The 18,899-nt window shown below is 65.8% G+C and carries 8 protein-coding genes; 6 read left to right on the top strand and 2 right to left on the bottom strand.

What is annotated here, in order from left to right:
• Positions 1-62: 62 nt before the first annotated feature.
• From GV819_RS07950 to GV819_RS07940, 3 genes are all read left to right on the top strand, one after another.
• On the top strand, positions 63-1,226 hold the full coding sequence (locus tag GV819_RS07950; protein ID WP_161755220.1) for a substrate-binding domain-containing protein: 1,164 nt from the start codon (positions 63-65) through the stop codon (positions 1,224-1,226).
• Positions 1,227-1,385: 159 nt separating this feature from the next.
• Positions 1,386-2,564, top strand: coding sequence for a substrate-binding domain-containing protein (locus GV819_RS07945; RefSeq protein ID WP_161755218.1), 1,179 nt, complete (start codon positions 1,386-1,388; stop codon positions 2,562-2,564).
• A 193-nt stretch (positions 2,565-2,757) separates the two neighbouring features.
• The gene (locus GV819_RS07940; RefSeq protein ID WP_161755216.1) at positions 2,758-15,129 is read left to right on the top strand and encodes a filamentous haemagglutinin family protein; all 12,372 of its coding nucleotides are present in this window, start codon (positions 2,758-2,760) and stop codon (positions 15,127-15,129) included.
• 71 nt (positions 15,130-15,200) lie between these two features.
• On the opposite strand, the gene GV819_RS07935 is transcribed toward GV819_RS07940, so the two are convergent.
• Entirely contained in the window at positions 15,201-16,130 is a 930-nt protein-coding gene (locus GV819_RS07935; RefSeq protein ID WP_161755211.1) for an alpha/beta hydrolase family protein, read from the bottom strand.
• 166 nt (positions 16,131-16,296) lie between these two features.
• Here GV819_RS07935 and GV819_RS07930 point away from each other — a divergent pair, with 166 nt between their 5' ends.
• The 3 genes from GV819_RS07930 to GV819_RS07920 are packed head-to-tail and all read left to right on the top strand — an operon-like array spanning position 16,297 to position 17,637.
• The gene (locus tag GV819_RS07930; protein ID WP_161755209.1) at positions 16,297-16,869 is read left to right on the top strand and encodes a TetR/AcrR family transcriptional regulator; all 573 of its coding nucleotides are present in this window, start codon (positions 16,297-16,299) and stop codon (positions 16,867-16,869) included.
• A gap of 8 nt (positions 16,870-16,877) precedes the next feature.
• Positions 16,878-17,297 carry a hypothetical protein gene (locus GV819_RS07925; RefSeq protein WP_161755207.1) on the top strand — a complete coding sequence of 140 codons (420 nt, stop codon included), beginning with the start codon at positions 16,878-16,880 and terminating at the stop codon, positions 17,295-17,297.
• 43 nt (positions 17,298-17,340) lie between these two features.
• A complete protein-coding gene (locus GV819_RS07920; protein ID WP_161755205.1) occupies positions 17,341-17,637 on the top strand; it encodes a hypothetical protein in 297 nt (98 codons plus the stop codon).
• Positions 17,638-17,649: 12 nt separating this feature from the next.
• Here the strand turns inward: GV819_RS07920 and GV819_RS07915 are convergent, their stop codons facing one another.
• Entirely contained in the window at positions 17,650-18,855 is a 1,206-nt protein-coding gene (locus tag GV819_RS07915) for an MFS transporter (RefSeq protein ID WP_161755203.1), read from the bottom strand.
• Positions 18,856-18,899 lie beyond the last annotated feature (44 nt).

The following is an 18,899-nucleotide window of genomic DNA, read 5'->3' as shown; positions in this document are numbered from 1 at the left end:
TGCCATGGCGTCATGCAAGAGCTATTCACCCAACGTACGAACACGACGAAAGGAGATTCTTCATGTTTAAGCGCAACGTTCTCGCGGCATCCCTGACCCTGGCAGCCCTGTGCTCGGCACAAGCTGCCATGGCTGATATCAACGGCGGTGGCGCCACCCTGCCACAACCGCTGTACCAGACCGCTGGCGTGCTGACCGCCGGCTTCGCTCCCTACATCGGCGTAGGCAGCGGCAACGGCAAGGCTGCCTTCCTGAACAACGACTACACCAAGTTCGTGGCCGGCACCACCGGCAAGAACGTGCACTGGGCCGGTAGCGATTCCAAGCTCACCGCCTTAGAGCTCAAGGGTTATGAAGACAATCACCAAACCGCCTGGGGCAAGCTGATCCAGGTGCCTTCGGTGGCGACTTCGGTGGCCATTCCATTCAACAAGGCTGGTAGCACTGCTGTTGACCTGAGCGTCAACGAGCTGTGTGGCGTGTTCTCGGGTCGCGTGTCGAAGTGGGAGCAGATCCCGACTTCAGGCCGTACTGGCACCATCACCGTGGTTTACCGTAGCGAAAGCAGCGGCACCACCGAGCTGTTCACCCGTTTCCTCAACGCCAAGTGCGCTGAAACCGGCACCTTCGGCGTGACCACCTCCTTCGCTTCCAGCTACACCGGCGGCCTGCCTGCCGGTGCTGTGGCCGCGACCGGCAGCCAGGGCGTGATGACCGCTCTGAACGCCGCTGACAGCCGCATCACCTACATGAGCCCGGACTACGCCGCGCCAACTCTGGCCGGTCTGGACGACGCCACCAAGGTTGCCCGCATCGCCGGTGTCTCGCCTGCTCCAGACAACGTTTCCGCTGCCATCGGCGGTGTCGCGATTCCAGCCCTGACTGACCGTGGCAACCCGGACAAATGGGTACCTGTATTCGGCAAGGCCGGCGCTGCTGGCACCGTGCCTTATCCAGACAGCGGCTATCCGATCCTGGGCTTCACCAACCTGATCTTCAGCCAGTGCTACGCCGACGCCAACCAGACCAGCCAAGTGCGTGATTTCTTCGCTCGTCACTACGGCCAGAGCACTTCGCCGAACAACGACGAGGCCATCCAGGCCAACCGCTTCGTGCCGCTGCCAGCGTCCTGGAAAGGCGTTGTTCGCAACACCTTCCTGACCGCCAGCAACGCTCTGAGCATCGGCAACAGCAACGTCTGCAACAACATCGGTCGTCCGCTGTAACTGCGAACCCCACCGAGAGGCAACACCCGATCAGCAACGGTTTCGGCCGTTGCTGATTTTTTTTGCTCGGCGCTGCTGATCAGTCCGAGCCTTGGCCCGTCTCTGTGCACAGGTCGCCGGGTCGATTTGAGCACAGCCTGATCCGACAGGAGTCTTGTCATGTTCAAAACGCATTGGTTAGTCACGTCACTGATGGGCAGCGCCTTGTGCGCGCAGTTGGCCCTGGCAGATATCAACGGCGGCGGCTCGACGCTGCCCCAGCCGTACTACCAGACCTCAGGGGTGCTGACAGCGGGCTTTGCGCCCTACATCGGCTCTGACCTGGGCGACAAGGAAGCCTTTCTGAACAACGATTACAACCGCCTGATTCCGGGCGCTCCCAGCAATAACGTGCATTGGGTGGGCACTGAATCGAAGTTGAGGAGCATCGAGCTCGACGGCTACGCCAACGCTCACGGGCAGGCCTGGGGCCCGTTGATCCAGGTGCCCGCCGCAGCGACTTCGGTGGCGATCCGCTTCAACAAGCCGGGCGGGGGCAACCTGAACCTGAGCATCAATGAGGTGTGCGGGATTTTCTCGGGCAGGCTGGACCAATGGCAGTACCTGACGAACAGCGGAGGTCGTAGCGGCCCCCTGACGGTGGTCTATCCGCAAGGACCCAGTGGCACCACCGAACTGTTTACGCGCTTTCTCAACGCCAAGTGCTCTGAACCTGGCGGGCCTTTTTCGGTCACCCGGTTCTTCGTCTCCGCCTATCCGGCTTCGGTGCCACTCACGGCCAAGAGTGCTCAGGGCAGCCCACAGATCATGGAACTGCTGAACGCGACCCCGGGAAGCGTGACCTTTATTGGTCCGAGCCATGCGGCCAGCAGCCTTGCCGGGCTGGAAGATGGCAGCAAGGTGGCGCGGGTAGAGGGGATGGCCCCGACACCGGCGAACATCGCTAACGCCATCAGCACCATCAACCCGCCGACGGGGAATCCATCGACCAACCCGTACCGCGACCCCGCCAGGTGGGTGCCGGTGTTCGCCGCTTCGTTCGATTCCAATGACCCCACGGTGGTGCCATTTCCCAACGTCGGCTATCCGATCCTGGGCTTCACCACGGTGATTTTCAGCCAGTGCTACGCCGATGCGGCGCAAACCGCTCAGGTGCGGGCGTTCTTTGCCCGTCAGTACGGTCTGCTGGCCAATAACGATGCGGCGCTCATGAACAACAACCTGCAGCCCTTGCCGGCCATCTGGAAGACGGCCGTGCGCAACGCCTTCGTGACGGCCACCAGCCCGCGCAGCATCGGCAACCCCAACGTCTGCAACGCTATCGGCCGAGCCTTTTAACCGCCCTTCGCCGCCTGCCCCTGTCTGCCCCGTGGCGGGCAGGGGCAACACCCTGCACCCGGAAGATGAATTTTCCGTGACATCCGTTCGGTCGCGCCCCGCGCCAACGGCCTATCCCCTATAGCAGTGACGCGCGCCCTGGGCCCTACAAGCGTCGCGCTCCCGTGGGCGTCATAACAAAGGATGAGTAGTAATGGTTCGCTGCAAACCACCGGTCAAATCCCCAGCCCTGCGCCATGACGGCGAGCTGCCGAGCCTGCGGCTCAAGCCCCTGGCCCATGCCATCGCCTTGCTGATGATGGCCGGCAGTGCCCATGGCGCCACGGCCTTCAGTTCCGCCTGGTTCGCCGACAAGGGCGCGTCCCAGGCCGCCACCGCTGCGCGCACCAATGGCCAGGTGCCGGGCATGCCGCCGCCGCTGTCCCAGCAGACCCGGGCCAACCAGCAGATGCAGCGTTCCCTGGGCAACCTCAACGCCAGTGTCGCGGCGATTGCCGCCCAGCAAGCGGCCCAGGCTGCTGCACGCCAGGCGGCACTGGCCTCGGGCTCGAGCATTCCCGATGGCCTTGGCAAAGGCGGGTTGCAGGTCGACACCAGTCTGAGCCAGGGCTGGAGCAACGCCAAAGGGCCGGTGCAGAGCCAATCCGGTGGCAAGACCACGGTGACCATCGAACAGACCGCCGATAAAGCCATCCTCAATTGGGAAACCTTCAACGTCGGGCGCAATACGACGGTGGACTTCCAGCAGCAGTCCACCTGGGCGCTTTTGAACAAGGTCAACGACCCCAATGGCCGGCCCAGTGAGATCCAGGGCCAGATCAAGGGCGCGGGCACGGTGATGATCATGAACCGCAACGGGGTGATCTTCAGCGGCAGCAGCCAAGTCAACGTGCGCAACCTGGTGGCGGCGGCAGCCACTATCACCGACGATCAGTTCACCCAGCGCGGGCTGTATGTCGACGCCAATGGCACTCTGCCGACCTTCAGCGATGCCCTGGGCAAGGTCGAGGTACAGCGCGGGGCGCTGATCCAGACCCACGGCCCGGCCAGCTCCACTGAATCCGGTGGCTACGCCTTGTTGCTGGGAGCCGAGGTGGAGAACGCCGGGACCATCGTCACCGCCAAGGGCCAGACCACCCTGGCCGCCGGCGACAGCTTCTACATCCGCCGCGGGGTCGGCACCAGCGGCAACCCGCATTCCACCACCCGCGGCAATGAAGTCGCCACCTCGCTGAAGGCCGGCAGCAGCGCCGGCCAGGTCAGCAACAGCGGCCTGATCATGGCCGCCACCGGCGACATCACCCTGACCGGGCACCAGGTAGCGCAGAACGGCGTGGCCCTGGCCAGCACCTCGGTGGACACCCGCGGCACCATCCATCTGCTCAACTCCGCCAGCGACCGCACCGGCAGCGTGACCCTGGGGCAGGGCAGCACCACCGCGATCCTGCTGGACAGCAGTGGCAGCAACGCCCTGGACAGCCAGCGCAACAATGGCCTGATCAACCTCGACGGCACCCCGACCAACCTGATCACCGGCCAGTTCAACAACTTGAGCAGCGTCGCCGATCGTACCGACCAGTCGCGGGTGGAGATCGTCAGCGGCGGCACCGTGGACTTCCAGAACGGTTCGATCACCCTGGCCACCGGTGGCCAGGTGGCGGTCAGCGCCGGGCAGCGCAGCCTGGTGCGCGATGGTGCGGTGATCGATGTCGCCGGCGCCGTCGGGGTCAAGGTGGCGATGGAGTCCAACAACATCAAGATCAACGTCCAGGGCAACGAGCAGCGCGACTCGGCGGGCAACCGCGACAGCGGCCAGTTGATCAATAACGACGTCTGGGTCGACCTGCGCGAGTTGGTGTTCGTCCCGGCGGGCACCAATGGCTACGCCACCGATCGCTGGTACACCGCCGGCGGCTTGCTGGAAGTCGGTGGTTACCTGGGCACCCAGGGCCACAACGTCGGCGAGTGGATGGCCCAGGGCGGCACCCTGACGTTCACCGGCAAGGACGTGGTGACCCAGTCCGGCGCCCAGTTGAACCTTTCCGGCGGCACGGTGGACGTGCAAGGCGGCTATATCCAGCAGAGCTGGCTGCGCGGCGTCGACGGACGCTTGTATGAATTGTCCCGGGCTCCGGGCGATTTGCTCTACACCGGGATCTACAAGGGGTATGTCGACAACAGCCCGCGCTGGGGTCGCACCGATTACTACTACAACCCGCTGATCGCCCAGCAGCGTCGCTATGAGGCCGGCTATACCGTCGGCCGCGACGCCGGCAAACTGGTGATCGGCACCAGCAATGCGGTGCTTGAAGGCCAGTTGATCAGCGAAGTGTTCAAGAGCGATCGCCAGACCCAGGCCCCCAACGTCAATCTCGATGGCTACCAGCAGTCCTACAAGGCCGCGGCCCAGCGCGCGCAGCTGATCATTGGCAACTACACGCCGATCTTCAATAAAACCACTGGCACCCTGCGCTATGCCTTGAGCCCGACGGTGGACCAGGTGCTGATTGAGGGCAATCAGCAGAAGATCGCTGACGGCCTGGACCTGAATACGGCCTTGCCGGCCAATCGCCAGGGCCAACTGGTGCTCGACAGCGATCTGCTCAATGGCATGCAGCTGGGGGCGATCAAGGTTGGCGCCAAGCAGCAGATCCAGGTCAACAGCGCGCTGCAGGTGGCCGACGGTGGCGACATCACCCTGTTCGGGCCGCAGGTCAGGATCAACGCCAACCTCACCGCTCACGGTGGCAGCATCAACGCCGGCAACGTGCTCAATCAGGTGGACTTGAACCGCAACTTTGTGGTCGGCGACGTGATCCTGGCACCCACTGGCGCGGTTCAGCCGCGGGTCGATCTGGCCAGCGGGGTCAAGCTTGACGCCAGCGGGCGCTGGAGCAACTTGGCGCTCAACCCCGTCGACAACTCCACGGTGGCCTTCCACAACGGTGGCAAGGTATCGCTGCGCAGTACTGGTGAGCTGAACCTGGCCAGTGGCTCCCTGGTGGACACCGCGTCCGGGGCGAGCATCGGCTATGACGGCAAGACCACCGGCGGCAAGGGCGGTGATGTAACCCTGGCGGCCGATGGCAAGCTCGACCTGAATGGCCAACTGCGTGGCTATGGGCTTAACGGTGGCGGCACCCTGGCTCTGCAGGCGCACAAGGTGCTGATTGGCGCCAAGGATACCGCGCCCGAGGACGGCACCCTGCAACTGGCCGGGGACTTCTTCAACAAGGGCTTCTCGGCCTATGACATCACCGGCAACGAGGGCCTGAGCGTCGCTGACGGCGCCCAGGTGGACGTCAATATGCCGGTCTACCGCTTCGGCTCCCAGGCCAGCAGCAGTGTCAGCGGCAGCGATCCGTCCAGTGTGCTGGAGCGCTGGCTGCCGGAGCTGTACCAGCAGGACCCGGTCAAGAGCGTGCTGAGCCAACGCCGTGGCGCCGGGCTGAGCCTGACCGCAGGCAACCAGTATTCCACCGTCGCCCAGTTGGCCACCACGGCGTTGACCGTGGGCCAGGGCGCGGTGATCAATGTCGACCCGGGGCAGGGCATCAACCTGCGCAGCGTCGGCCAGTTGACCATGAACGGCACCCTCAATGCCTGGGGCGGCAGTGTCAGCCTTGGCGGCTTGACCGTGGCCAGTTCCGAGGCGGCCAATGCCGCCGGTCACGGCCGTTCGATCTGGATCGGCGAGCAAGCGCTGATCGATGTGGCGGGCCGTGCCGTGACCGCGGTGGACAACCGTGGCCGCAGCTACGGCCAGGTGCGCAATGGCGGCAAGATCGCCATCGGCGGCGAGATCGACCTGGCCACTGGCATCGCCAAGGCCAGCGACCTGTTCGTGGTGGTACGCGACGGCGCGCGGTTGGATGCCTCCGGCACCCAGGCCGCCCTGGACCTCCCCGGCCAGGGCCGGGTGCAGGTGGCCAGCAATGGCGGCAGCATCAGTTTTGCCTCCAACAACGGCCTGTACCTGGATGGCAGTTTCGTCGCCCGGGCCGGTGGCGCGGGTGCGGCGGGGGGCAGCTTGTCCCTGGCCCTGGAAAGCCCGTACTACATCAAGAACGCGGTCAACGACCGGGTGCTCAAGGCCCGGGAACTGCTGCTCAGCCAGGTCCACCAGGGCAGCGCCTTGCCGGGCAGCGCCGATGCCGCAGCCGCCAGCCTGGAATACGGCCACGCTCGTTTGGGGGTGGATCAGGTCACGGCCGGCGGTTTCGACAATCTGGCCCTGCTGAGCAATGGGCTGTTGAGTTTTGACGGCGATGTGTCGCTGAACATGGGCCAGAGCCTGCGCCTGTACAGCGGTGCGCTGAACCTGAGCGACAGCGCCGCGGCCAACTCCCGGGTCAACCTGTCGGCGCCGTACCTGCTGCTGGCGGGCATCCTGGCGCCGCTGGAGGCCAAGGACCAGTACCTGCGCCCGGTGGCCACCGGCACGCCGTCGCAACGGGCTACCCAGGCGCAGTTCAATGCCAGCGGCAACCTGATCGATGTGCGCGGCAACGTGGTGTTCGGCAGCAAGGGCAACCTGATCCAGGCCGACAACAGCCTGGTTGGCGTCGAGCGTCGGGGTTTCGATGATGTGCAACTGACCAGCCAGGGTGACTTGCGTTTCCTTGCCGGTGCCGGCGCGGACGTCATCGCCACGGGCATCAGCACCCAGTTGCTGACCCAGGGCGACATGACCCTGCGGGCGGCGCAGCTGTACCCGGCCACCGAGGTCGGGGCCCGGGTGCTGGCCGGCTACCTGAACGAAGTCTCCGGCGTCAGCGTCAACTTCGATCCCTCGCGGACCCTGACCATCGGCCGTACCGGCAACGACCAGGTGGCGCTGCCCTATTCGGCTTTCGGGCGCCTGCAACTGGGCGCTGCAACCATCCGCCAGGGCGGGGTGGTGCGCGCCCCCCTGGGCCTGATCGAGATCGGCAACATGGGCTCGAGCAAGGTCGAGCTGCTGCCCGGCAGCCTGACCTCGGTCAGCGGCAAGGGCCTGGTACTGCCCTACGGCGGCACCGTCGACGGGCAGATCTACAAGTACAACGGCAAGACCGTGAGCTTCCTCGGCCAGGGTTCCCTGGTGAATGAAAACAGCGACCTGCACGTCGGGGTGATCCTCGGTGGCCGCTCGGTGAAGGTACTGCCCGACGCCACCGTGGACCTGTCCGGGGGTGGCGAGCTGCTGGGGGCCGGGTTCGTCTCCGGGCGCGGCGGTTCCACCGATGCGCGCTACAGCCCGCTGGTGCAGATCGGCGCCAACGGCAGCTTTATCCTCCCGGGCCTGGGCAGCAACCCGATCTACGCCATCGTTCCCGGGGTGCAGCCGGGCTATGCCCCGGTAGCGCCGGAGGGCGGCGCGGTGGACCCGCTGATTGGCCAGCAGATCAGCATCGGCGCCGGGGTGCCGGGGCTGGCGGCGGGCACCTACACCCTGATGCCGTCCACCTATGCGCTGATGCCGGGGGCCTTCCGGGTGGAGATCAACGGCCTGGCCGGGCTCGGTACCGAAGGCGCGACCCAGCAACTGCGCAATGGCTCCTGGTCCACCGCCGGGCGTCTGTCGATCGCCCATACCGGGATCAGCAACAGCGTGGCCAGCCAGTTGATCCTGACCTCGGCCGATACCCTGCGGCGCTATTCGCAGTACAACGAAACCGGCTACGCCCAGTTCGCCCTGGCCGATGCGGCCAAGCTCGGGGTGCCACGGCCGATGCTGCCGGTGGACGCCAAGACCCTGAAGCTGGCGTTGCTGCCGGGCGCTGGCACGGAGGCTTTTTCCTTCCAGGGCATCGGTCGCTTCGATGCCGCGGCCGGTGGCTACGGCGGCACCGTGGCGGTGCTGAACATGGGCAACGGCGACATCGAGGTGGTGGCGGCCGGCAAGTCGGCCACCAGCGGTTACGCCGGAGTCACCCTGGAGGCGGACAGCCTCAATGCCCTGGGCGCCGCGCGCTTGATGCTCGGCGGCATGACCCTGATCAAATATGGCCAGCCCGGCAATTTCATCACCCTGGCCGAGGGCCTGAATGCCGCCAAGGGCTCGATCACCCTGCGTGAAGGCGCGACCCTGGCCGCCCCCGAGGTGTTCCTGGTGAGCAATACCGGGGCCATCGTCCTGGAGCAGGGCGCCTCGATCAACAGCATCGGCCGCGGCAAGGCCAGCTACGACGCGCGTGACGGTTTCACCTACCAGATGGCCAACGTGCTGGCGGTGTCCAATGGCCTGCTGAATGTGATCAACAAGGGCCAGACCGCCGGCACCAGTGGCGGCATCCAGCTGGGCAGTTGCGCCAGCCCACCCTGCGGCGGGCAGACTGCGCTGTACTCCGAGGGCAGCATCGTCGCCTTGACCGACGGCAGCTTCGAGCTGGGGGATCAGGTGAGCTACGGCACCCGGCATCTGAACCTGGGCTTGAACACGATCAATGTCGGCAGCCCCGAGGCCCTGGCGGCTGCGGCGGCGGCAAACCGTCTGCCCAGCGGCATGACCCTGACCCAGCAAGTGCTCGACCGCCTGCTGCGAGGCGACACCCGCTTCGGCGCGCCAGCCCTGGAAACCCTGCAGCTTTCGGCCCGCGATGCGTTCAACTTCTACGGCAGCACCACCCTGGACACCTACGACCCGCTGACCGGCAAGTCGCTGCTGAGCAACCTGATGCTCTCGACCCCGGCGATCTACGGCGCCGGTGATGCCAGTGACGTGGCCCGCATCCACACGGCCAACCTGATCTGGCAGGGCGCCCAGAGCCCCGCCGGAGCGGTGGTGGCCGGTGGCGCCGGGACCGGCAGCGGGCGCCTGGAGATCAATGCCGAACGCATCGAGTTCGGTTATGGCGCCTTTGCCCAGCCCAGTACCACCAAGGCGTTCGAGCGCCTGGCCCTGGGTTTTGCCAACGTCGACCTGAAGGCCAGCCAGCGGATGACCGCCAACCACAAGGGCAGCCTTGCGGTGTACCAGGCTCAAGGCGCCTACGACCCGCTCAAGGGCTTTGCCTACAGCGGCGGCAACCTGAATATCCTCACCCCGCTGATGACCGGCGAGGCCGGTTCGGTGAACCGCATCACGGCCGGTGGCGCCATCGATATCAGCGCCTCGGCGGGGCCCCGCGGCACCGCCAATGGCCAGGGCGCGGAACTGTCGCTGCAGGGCGACAGCATTCGTCTGGCCAGCGCCGTGGTGCTGCCCAGCGGCAAGGTGACCCTGGGGGCCCGGGGTGATGTCAGCCTGACCGACGGCTCGCTGATCGACGTGGCGGGCCGGGCTATTGCCTTCAACGATCTGACCCGCTACGGCGCCGGTGGCGACGTGCTGCTGGAAAGCCGCGCCGGCAATGTACTGCAGGCGGCTGGCGCGACCATCGATCTCTCGGCCAGCAACAACCAGGCCGGCAAGCTGCGGGCAGTGGCCGTCAATGATGCTGCCGGGCAGGTGGACCTGGCCGGCAAGATCCTCGGCAGCAGCAGCGGCTCTTACGATGCCGGTGGCACCTGGGTGCCTTACCTGGGCGGCGCGGTGGAAATCCAGGCCCAGCGCCTGGGCGGCAGCGGCACCCTGGACGAACAGTTCGCCGCGCTCAACCAGCGCCTGAACCAGGGCCAGGTCTTTGGCGCACGCAGCTTCCAGCTCAAGCAGGGCGACCTGAGCATCGGCAACGGGGTCAAGGCCAGCAGCGTCAACGTCTCGGTGGACCACGGCAGCCTGCGGGTCAATGGCCTGATCGACGCCAGTGGCGAGCGGGTCGGCAGCATCAACCTGGCGGCCAGGAACGGCCTGACCCTGGACACCGGGGCGGTGCTCGATGCCCATGGCAGCCAGCTGCGGGTGGACAGCTACGGCAAGATCATCGACTCGCCCAACCGTGCCACTGTGGTGCTCGGCTCCGGCCTGGGCCGGCTGACCCTGGCCGATGGCGCGCGCATCGACCTGCGCCATGGCACCGACGTGGCCGTGGGCAGCGCCGCGAGGCAGAACGACGGTCGCAGCCGCGGCACCCTGGAGCTGAACGCGCCGCGGCTGTTCAAGCCGGACGGTAGCAGCAACGACATCGACATTGATGCCCGTGGCCGGCTGGATATCCAGGGCGCGCGTTCGATCGCGGTCAACGGCATGGTCAGTTATGACGACGCGCCGCAGAAGAACGACGCCGTCAGCGGTCGTCCTTACCAGGAAATCACCCAGGACTATCTGAAAAAGAAGCATGACTTGAGCACGGCGTTCATCAACGCCGCCCTGCAGAACAACGACCTGCTGCAGAACAAGCTCGCCGGCCTGAACAACCCGACCTACGCTGATGCCTTCCACCTGCGGCCCGGGGTGGAAATCGTCAGCAAAACCGCGGATGGCGATCTGGTGGTGCAGGGCGATCTGGATTTGTCCGGTTATCGCTACACCAGTCTCAATCCCCACACCCGCAAGGACGACAATGTCTACGGCTCGGGCGAGGTGGGCAGCCTAACCCTGCGCGCCGGTGGCGACCTGAATATCTACGGCAGCATCAACGACGGTTTTGCGCCACCGCCGCCGACCGATGATGACAACGGTTGGGTGCTGTTGGCGGGTATCGACTACACCGGCGGCGTCCAGGTGGTGCCGGGCAGCGGCGTGACCCTGGCCGATGGCAGCCGCTTCCCGGCCGGCTCGATCCTCAATTTCGATCTGCCGATCAAGGCCCAGACCTTGCCGGCTGGCACCCGCCTGCCGGTGGCGGCGACCCTCAGTCAGCCACTGGTGTTGCCTGCGGGTAGCGTGCTGGCGGCAGCGGTGCGCGACGCTTCGGGCAATGTGCTGTTCGCCGCGGGGACGCTGTTGAGCCAGAGCCAGACCCTGGCCGTCGGCAGCACCCTGGATGCCGGTCACCTGCTGGGCAGCGACGCCAGTGTCGCGCCTCTGACCTGGCCCAAGGGCGTGCCACTGCCCGGACGCCTGGGCAGCAGAGAGATGGTCACCCTCAGGGGCAGCAAGCCGTTGCTGCGTGGCGCGCTATTGCCGGCGGGTACCGACGTCAAGTTGCCGGGGGGCGCGACCTCGGTACAGCTGCGGGCCCAGGAATCCGGCCGGCAGGGCAAGAACTGGGCGCTGGCGCCGATGCTCGCCGAAGGTTCCCAGTCCTGGTCGATACGCCTGGTGGCGGGGGCCGACACCCAGGCGGCCGACAGCCGCCTGCTGCAGCCTGCGCCGTTGAGCGGCCACTTGCGTCTGGCCGACAGCCACTACGGGATGTTCGGCGAGGGCGCACTGGTCTGGACCGAGGAGGGCTCCCTGGGATGGTTCGGTGACGACAGCCGGACGGGCCAGCCGATCGATTTCGACGAAGCCTATGCCGGAATCTGTGAGGACTATCTCGGGTACTGCGCCTCGGGAGGCGATGAGTACACCCTGTTGGCAGGGGGCAGCACTCGCTTCAGCGTGATCCGTACCGGCGCGGCAGACCTCGACCTGCTGGCCGCAGGCAACCTGAACATGGAGTCGCTGTTTGGCGTCTACACCGCCGGCAGCTCCTCCACCGGCACTGCGGCCAACGATCCTTACAACCGCCCGCGGGCCCTGGGTAGCAATGACAAGGTGCTGGGCAACGCCGCCGGGGGCAACGAGAAACGGGTCAATGGCGGTACCGACAGCCTGTACCGTGCCTGGTACCCGGACGGTGGCGGCAACCTGCTGTTGAAGGTGGGGGGCAACCTGACCGGCAACATCACCAGCCTGGCGCAGAGCAAACAGGGGCGCCCGGTGGTGGGCGACCTGGGGCAGGATTCGACCAACGTCGGCAACTGGTTGTGGCGCCAGGGCAACGGTTTGAGCGGCAACCAGGCGCTAGCCACCGCCTGGTGGATCAACTTCGGTTCCTACGCCCCCAACATGAACCAGGGGGCTGCCGACCAGCTAGTGGGGTTCACCGGGTTCGGCACCCTGGGCGGCGGCAACCTGAATGTCGAGGTCGGCGGGGATGGCGGGATCCTCCGGCCGCTGGCGGCAGACTCCACAGCGCAAAACATCAGCCCCCGCAGCCAGGGGCTGGTGCTGGCGGTGGGCAGCACCGGGCGGGTCGCGGCCGATGGCAGCCTGCAACTGACCGGCGGCGGCGACCTCAACCTGCGGGTTGGTGGGGTGCTCAACCCGGGTAGCCAGATCAGCCAGGGCCATCTCAATGGCGTCCTGGTGGATGTGCGCGGGCATGCGCAGCTGAGCGGCGGTGCCCTGGGCAGCCTGACCCTGCGCTATGGCAACCAGCGGGTGGATCAGAGCCCGAGCGAGGTCCGCGCCTATGATCCGCTACGCGCCACTTCGGCCCTGGCGGCCGGGGGCTTGAGCCTGTTGCCGGGGGACGCCACCTTCAGCCTGGCCACCCGCGGCGACCTGGTGCTGCAGGATGTGGCCGACCCGGGGCGTGCCCCGCAGATGAATGCCCAGGCGTTCAAAAGCGGCGCGGTCAACGGGGTCGGACAGAGCTGGTTCAGCCTGTGGAGCGAACGCACGGCGGTGGACCTGTTCTCCGCCGGGGGCAACCTCACACCACTGACCCAGACCACGGAAACCGATATGGCGGCGGTCTATCCCGCGACACTGCGTGCCGTCGCCGCCAGCGGCAGCCTGTATTACGGTCGAGCGTCGGTCATGGACGTGGGCAACCTGGGGCCGCTCCGGGCCCTGGTGCTGGCGCCCTCGAACCAGGGGCAGTTGCAACTGCTGGCGGGGGATTCGATCTATGGCGGTGACCTGAGCATCAGCCGTTCCAGCGCGGCGCCAGACAGCCTGGCGACGATCTGGAATCCGGCGTTCGTGGGCTTCCTCAACGGTGACCAGGTACTGGGCAGTGGCAACCTGTCCAGCGATGGCAACCGGGCCAAGATCGGGGTTTCGCCGTTGTTTGCCTTCGGCCCCGACAGCGCCAGCCTGCTGTGGAGCAATACCCAGGAACCGGCACGCTTCTACGCATTGAGCGGGGACCTGCTGGGGGTCAACAGTGGGCGCAGGTTGACCATCACCACCTCGGATGATCCGCGTTATGGCCAGACCTACCATGCCGGCGCAGGGCCGGTGTGGATGCTGGCCGGGCGCGATATCGTCAGCAGCGGCACGCCTCTGGGCGGTGCCACGGGCGGCGAGAAGGAGTTCGGCCGCTACAGCTTTGCCGGCAACCTGTTCGTGCACAACAACCCCAACGATATCTCCGTTGTCAGCGCCGGCCGCGACATCCTCTACAGCAGCTTCAACGTCGCCGGCCCCGGCACCCTGGAGCTGACGGCGGGGCGCAGCATCCTCATGGAGGACCGGGTCAGCGTCACCAGCATCGGTGCCGTGGCACCGGGGGACAGCCGGCCCGGGGCGAACATCGTGATGCAGGCCGGGTTCGGCGCCCACGGCCCGGACTACCGGCGCTTCGTCGCGGCCTACCTCAATCCGCTCAACCTCGCCCAGCCTGGCGAGACCCTGTCAGGCAGCAAGGTGGCGAAGATCTACGACAACGAACTGCTGGCCTGGCTGGCCGAGCGCTTCGGTTTTGTCGGTGACAGCACCCAGGCCCAGGCTTACTACATGGCCTTGCCGGCCGAGCAGCAGCGAGTGTTTGCGCGCAATGTGTATTTTGCCGAGCTCAAGGCCGCCGGCCGTGAGTACAACGAGGAGGGGGGCGTGCGCCAGAGCAGCTATGCCCGGGGCCGAGCGGCGATCGCCGGGTTGTTCCCGAGCACCGATGTGGCCGGCAACCCGATCACCTACAAGGGTGACATCACCCTGTTCGGGGGCGCGGGGGTGCACACCGATTTCGGCGGCAATATCCAGATGCTGACCCCCGGCGGCAACCAGACCTTCGGCATTGAAGGCACGGCGCCACCGGCAACGGCGGGGATCATCACCCAGGGTTCCGGCGACATCCAGTTGTTCTCCCTGGGCAGCATCCTGCTGGGCCAGAGCCGGATCATGACTACGTTCGGCGGTTCGATCATGGGCTGGTCGGCCCAGGGCGACATCAACGCCGGTCGCGGTTCCAAGACCACCGTGGTCTACACCCCGCCCAAGCGGGTCTACGACAACTGGGGCAACGTCAGCCTGTCGCCGTCGGTGCCGAGCACCGGGGCCGGGATCGCCACCCTCAACCCGATCCCCGAAGTGCCGGCCGGGGACATCGACCTGATCGCGCCTCTGGGCACCATCGATGCCGGTGAGGCGGGCATCCGGGTTTCGGGCAACATCAACATCGCCGCCTTGCGGGTGGTCAACGCGGCGAACATCCAGACCCAGGGCAAGTCCTCCGGGGTGCCGATCAGCGCGGCGATCAATACCGGCGCCATGACCTCGGCCAGTGCCGCGGGCTCGGCGGCGTCCCAGGCGGCGGAAGACGCGGCACGCAACCAGCAGGCCGCGGCCAAGCAGGGCCGGGCGTCGATCGTCACCGTAGAAGTGCTGGGCTTTGGCAGCGAGCCGGTGCAGCGCAACCGTGAGGAAGCCAGCCGTGCCCCGGGCTACAACCCGGACAGCCCGGTGCAGGTGCTGGGCGCTGGGCCCTTGAGCGAGCAGGCGCGGGCGCGCCTGACCGATGAGGAGCGTGGGCAACTGACGCTATAGGTTCTCTCGTGGTTGCAAGGCTTGGGGGGCGATCACTGATCGCCCCCTTTTTTTATTCTTGCGTGGCGATCTCAGGAGCAGGCGGGAGCCGTGGCATCCGCGCGGGCCTCGGAGGGGAGGGTGCGGTGGCCCTGCAGCCAGTCGAGGATTTCATCCCAGAGCGGCATCGAGTCGTCGCGAAAGTAGCCCATGTGGCCGATAGGCCTGGCCCCGGCCCGTGGTTGCAGGTCGAGGTGGATTTGCGGTGCGTTGCGGTAGTGCTTGACGAAGGCGTCGCGGGAACGGGGCGGAGCCCACAGGTCGTCCACGGCGCTGGCAAACACGCAGGGCGTGCGGACGCTGGCGTAAAGCGCTGGCAGATAAGGCATCGCGGGGTCGTCGAAGAAGTAGTTCGGGTAGGTGCACCAGTGCTTCCAGTCCCGGTAGACCCCCAGCGGCAGATCAACGCCCATGCCCAGCAGGCTCCAGGCCATGTAGCCTTTCCAGGCAACGATCGGCGGCATGATCAGGTTCCAGAACAGGCGCACCTTGAGGGCTTCGGTCCTCGGCATCCAGCCGCTCCATCCGGCACCGGTGCCCAGGTTGTAGCAGGCGGTGAGTGCCTGATGGTTGGGCAGCAGGCCAATGGCGTGGCCGCCAAAAGAGTGACCGACCCAATACAGCGGTAGCGCCTCCTGGCTTAGCAGGTCGACGGCCGCTGCCAGGTCCAGGTGGGCCCAGTCCAGGTAGGCCATGGCAAACCCCTTGAGGCTGTCTGGCTTGGACTGGGCAATCCCGCGGTAGTCCAGGGTCAGGACATTGAAACCCTGGCGCGCCGCGTGCTCGGCGAAGCGTCGGTAGAAGCGCTGTGGTACGCCGGTGGCGCTGGCCACCAGCAGGTTGCCCTTGACCTGGCCTGCGGCGAGGTAGCGCAGGGCAGCCAGGCGGTAGCCGTCACGGGCAACGAGGACCAGGCTTTCGCAAGGGATCGAAGGGGGCGGAGTGCCGGTTGTGGTTTTCAATGGTTGTGCTCCTCAATGGCCGCTCTGGAAAGCCGCTGCAATGCCCGGAAGTTACTGACCAAGTGTTTGCTTTGAGTAAACTAAACAAACATTCGGTAACCGTCAAATTGAGGCGGGCTGGCTTATGGCCTAGAATCACTGGCCGTGATCGACAGCAGGAACCCCCGTGCGACCGCCCAAAATCTCTCGTGATGAATTGCTCCAGCGATGTGCCACTGCCTTCAGGCGCCTGGGGTATCACGGCACCACCATGGACACCCTGGCCAGCGCCTGTGGCTTGACCAAGGCGTCTTTCTATCATCACTACCCGAACAAGGAATCGTTGCTCCGGGATGTACTGGAGTGGACCCATCAGGCCATCAGCCAGACCTTGTTCGCCGTGGCGTTCGACGCAACGCTGAGCCCGGCGCAGCGCCTGGAAAAGATGGGGCGCAAGGCCCTGCGCCTGTTTCAGGGGGAGGCCACGGGCTGCCTGATGGGCGTGATCGCGGTCGACGCAACCTATGGCAAGGCCGAACTCATGGTGCCCATTCGCAACTTTCTCGATGAGTGGGCGAGGACTCTCGCGCACCTGTACCAGAGCCGTTTCGACCCGGCCCAGGCCCTGGCCATGGGACGTCAAGCGGTGGCGGATTACGAAGGCGCGATCCTGCTCGCGCGCATTTATGCTGACCCGGGCTATATCGAGCAGGTCACGCAACGGGCCCTGAAGGCCCTGGATCAGGAGTTGGAGCAATAAGGATCGATATGGATATTCAACGCTTGCTGAAAAAGCGTCAGCTTAATGTCCAGCAACAGAATGCCCTCAGCGCCCATGCGCTTGAGTGCACGGCCCGGGCCTGGCGGGATGAAGGGGTTCCCATGGCGTTACGCCGTTACGCCGAGGCCCAGGGGGTGGACTGGGCGGCAACCGTGGTCCTCGCGCTGGATATCGACTTTCCCGGGATGTGCAGTCTGTTTGGCCGGTTGCTGACCCAGGACGAGCGCTTCATCGATTTTGAAATGGATACCGATGCTGCACACCAGCAGGTTGAAACGGTGGAGTGTTGGCAGGACGTCACCAGCAGCCTCAACCACTCGACGCGCAACCGCGGTACGGGCCGGGGTTTTGCGGCGATTGCCCGGCAAGTCCGGCGCGAGCTGCTTGGACTGGCCGATGACAACTGATCGACGGCTGGAGGGTCTCCAGGCCAATAAGGAGTATCTGCACGTGCCTGCATCAACAGACGACTTGCGCGCCGATTTCATCGAGGCACTGGCTGAAGTATCCAGTCTGATGCGGCGTGCCTACGAGCAACTCGGTCCGGTGCCGCAAGAGCATGTGCTGGCTCAGGCGGGGCTGGAGCAGGGGCACGCTATCGTCCTGGACTACCTCGAGCATAACGAGGCCGGCATCGCGTTCGACCACCTGCTGTACATGATCAACGAGCCGCCCCTGGTGGTTTCGGCACACTGCATGAACGTCCTGGCGCGCATTGCCAGGCACCTGGGCAGGGCGCTTGCCTGACGCTGGCGAGCGTCAACCCGCGGCCCTGGCCCTGGCCTGGCCCGGGTTGGCGGCCCCCAGGCAGTAGAACAGTCCACCGGCGATGATAAACAGCGCCAGCATGTAGAAGATCGCGTGGGGTGGCTGGGTCGCCAGGAGCATGCCGCAGAGGATCGGGCCCAGGGCCCCGCCGAGGCTCGAGAGATTTTGCGCGGCGTAATACAGCCCCCGCAGAGGCTCGGGAGCAATGCTGTCGATGAACATGTATTCGGCCGGAAACACGATGATTTCGCCGAGGGTGAACAGGGCCATGGACAGCATCCACAGCGGCAGGCTGGTAGCCAGGGCGAAGCCGCCGACCCCCAGCATGAACAGGCTCAAGCCGGCCGCCAGCCAGCGCCCCAGGTGCCGCTGGGAAATCCTTCGGCCAATGCTGTATTGCAGGGTTATCACCAGCAGTGCGTTGGTCGCTACCAGGTTGCTGATGATCCTGTAGGTGGCTTCAGGTGAGGTGGTGACCATCAGGTACTGCGAGAGATAAGCCGAAAACTGGCCAAAGACCACGGCGCTGAGCAAGCCGCCCAGGGTGAAGCAGACGAGGCGGTAATCGCGCAGCAGCTGTTTTCCCAGCGCCAGGAAGGCCATAGGCGGGTGCGTCGCATCGCGGCTGTTCAGGTGCCTGTCGCCCAGCGCCAGGTAGAGGCAGAAGAACCCCGCGCCCAGCCCGCTGGACAACAGGAACGGCAGGCTGATGTCCAGCGTGGCCAGCCCGGCCCCGAGAAAGGGGCCGACGGCATAGCCGATATTGCTCAAGGTGTATTTGATCGAGAACGCTTCGCTGCGCTCAGCCACCGGCAACTGCCGGGCAAACCCGGCCTTGACCGCGATATCCAGCACTGCGTAAGCCAGGTTGATCAACACCAGGCACAGGTAGAACAGCCACAGCTCGCGGGCGGCAAAGGTGCCGATAAAACCCAGGCTGAATACTGCGCAGCAACCCAGGATCAGCCGGTAGCTGGCGATTCGGTCGACCAGGAAACCGCCGTAGAGACTCAGCACCGAGCCGAGGATCAGGCTGCTGCCAATCACCAGGCCGATATCGGCCACGTCCAGGTGGAAGCGGCTGGCCAGGTAGATGACCAGATAGGGCAGGGTGATCGCCCGCGCCAGGGTCAGGATCAGGGCGCCTGAGAGCAACAGGTTGATCGTGGTCGGGTAGTTTTTCAGGGTGCGCAGCATCCGTGCCTCTGTAAATTCTGCCGATTGAGCGGCGGGCTGCGATC

This window comes from Pseudomonas sp. Fl5BN2 (genome assembly GCF_009908205.1).
GTDB lineage: Bacteria > Pseudomonadota > Gammaproteobacteria > Pseudomonadales > Pseudomonadaceae > Aquipseudomonas.
The sequence above is the reverse complement of the archived record's forward strand: the minus strand, read 5'-3'. Positions and strand labels throughout refer to the sequence as shown.

Excerpts from the sequence above, each read along its gene's own strand:
- GV819_RS07950 (WP_161755220.1), top strand. The coding sequence starts at position 63 with ATGTTTAAGCGCAACGTTCTCGCGGCATCCCTGACCCTGGCAGCCCTG.
- GV819_RS07945 (WP_161755218.1), top strand. The coding sequence starts at position 1,386 with ATGTTCAAAACGCATTGGTTAGTCACGTCACTGATGGGCAGCGCCTTG.
- GV819_RS07940 (WP_161755216.1), top strand. The coding sequence starts at position 2,758 with ATGGTTCGCTGCAAACCACCGGTCAAATCCCCAGCCCTGCGCCATGAC.
- GV819_RS07925 (WP_161755207.1), top strand. The coding sequence starts at position 16,878 with ATGGATATTCAACGCTTGCTGAAAAAGCGTCAGCTTAATGTCCAGCAA.
- GV819_RS07915 (WP_161755203.1), bottom strand. The coding sequence starts at position 18,855 with ATGCTGCGCACCCTGAAAAACTACCCGACCACGATCAACCTGTTGCTC.